Origin of the sequence: Nocardiopsis prasina DSM 43845 (assembly GCF_000341265.1) — a bacterium.
GTDB lineage: Bacteria > Actinomycetota > Actinomycetes > Streptosporangiales > Streptosporangiaceae > Nocardiopsis > Nocardiopsis prasina.
Window position 1 is genome coordinate 25,105 of the sequence record NZ_ANAE01000132.1, and the last position, 1,401, is coordinate 26,505.

At 72.9% G+C, this 1,401-nt stretch carries 2 protein-coding genes (1 of these 2 only partly in view); one reads left to right on the top strand and one right to left on the bottom strand.

Annotation, left to right across the window (positions count from 1 at the left end):
• On the top strand, positions 1–970 hold the 3' portion of the coding sequence (locus tag D452_RS0114195; RefSeq protein ID WP_449289518.1) for an amidohydrolase. 578 nt of this gene lie to the left of the window's left edge; only the last 970 of its 1,548 coding nucleotides appear in the window; the start codon falls outside the window, past its left edge; it ends in the stop codon at positions 968–970.
• A 153-nt stretch (positions 971–1,123) separates the two neighbouring features.
• On the opposite strand, the gene D452_RS0114200 is transcribed toward D452_RS0114195, so the two are convergent.
• A partial coding sequence (locus tag D452_RS0114200) for a S1 family peptidase (protein WP_026129306.1) occupies positions 1,124–1,401 on the bottom strand: 278 nt, incomplete at its 5' end.

Below are 1,401 nucleotides of genomic sequence, written 5' to 3' on the forward strand. Positions count from 1 at the left end.
GCTCGGCTGGCTGTCCGACGCGGCCGGGCCGTACCTGTCGGCGGGTGTGACCACGGTGTGCGACCCGCAGGTCTCCGCACGCGAACTGCGGGTGTACCGGGCGGCGCGCGCCGCCGGGACGCTGCCGCTGCGCACCTTCGGCATGCCGCTCTCGCACCAGCTCGACTCCCTCACCCACGCCGGCCTCGCGAGCCCGTTCGGTGACGACTGGCTCCGCCTGACCGGGATGAAGTTCTACTCGGACGGCACCCTCCTGGGGGGGACCGCGAAGTTCAGCGTTCCCTACGGTGAGCACGGCCAGTTCCCCGGGAGCCTCTACCACCACCCCGACCAGCTGGTGGACCTGGTGACCAGGGCCGCCAAGGAAGGGTGGCAGGTCGCGATCCACACTCAGGGCGACGCCGCCATGGAGCACACCCTGGACGCCATCGCCTCGGCCGCGCGGGTGTCGGGCCCGGACCCGCGCCCCCGGATCGAGCACTGCGGATACCCGACGGTGGAGCAGGCCAAGCGCTTCACCGACCACGGGGTCATCCCGGTCAACCAGCCCAACTTCCTGTACGACAGCGGCGGCGACTTCCTGCGCCGCCTGGGGGACCGCGCGCACCGGCTCCAGCCCATGCGCGAGGAGATCGACCTGGGACTGCGCCCTGTGCTGTCCAGCGACTCCTTCGTCTCCAGCCTGCGCCCGATGGACACCGTGGCCAACGCGGTGTGCCGCACCACCCGGGAGGGGGCCGACATCGGTCGGGAGCAGGGCGTCACCCTGCACGAGGCGCTGCGCGCCCACACCCTGGACGCCGCGCACGCGCTGGGGGTCGAGGACCGTCTGGGCGCTCTGCGTCCGGGATACCTCGCCGACCTGGTCGTCCTCGACGCGGACGTGGAGTCCCTGCCGCAGGACCGGCTGCGCGAGGTGAACGCCTGGCTGACGGTCCTGGACGGCGAGGTCGTCCACCAGGCGGGCTGAGCAGGGGAGGGGGATCGGGGCAGGTCACGGGTGGGGCCGTGGCCGGTGAACGGTTCCCCGGTGCGGACGCGAGCGTCCCCGCCCGCTGGACGCGGGCGGGGACGCCTGGTTTCTCAGATCAGCGGACCGGTGGTCCGCCGGGAACCGCGGGGATCAGGTCCGCAGACGGACGCCCCAGGAGTTCACCATGGGGGTGACCTCCTGGTAGAAGGTGGTCCCGCCGGTGCGGCAGTTGCCGGAGCCGCCGGAGGTGACGCCCTGGGCCTGGTTGCCGGAGATGTAGGAGCCGCCGGAGTCGCCGGGCTCGGCGCACACGGTGGTCCGGGTCATGTTGGTGACGGTGCCCTCGGGGTAGCTCACCGACTGGCCGCGGGCCTGGATGGTGCCGCAGTGCCAGCCGGTGGTGGAGCCGGAGCGGCAGACGGAGGAGC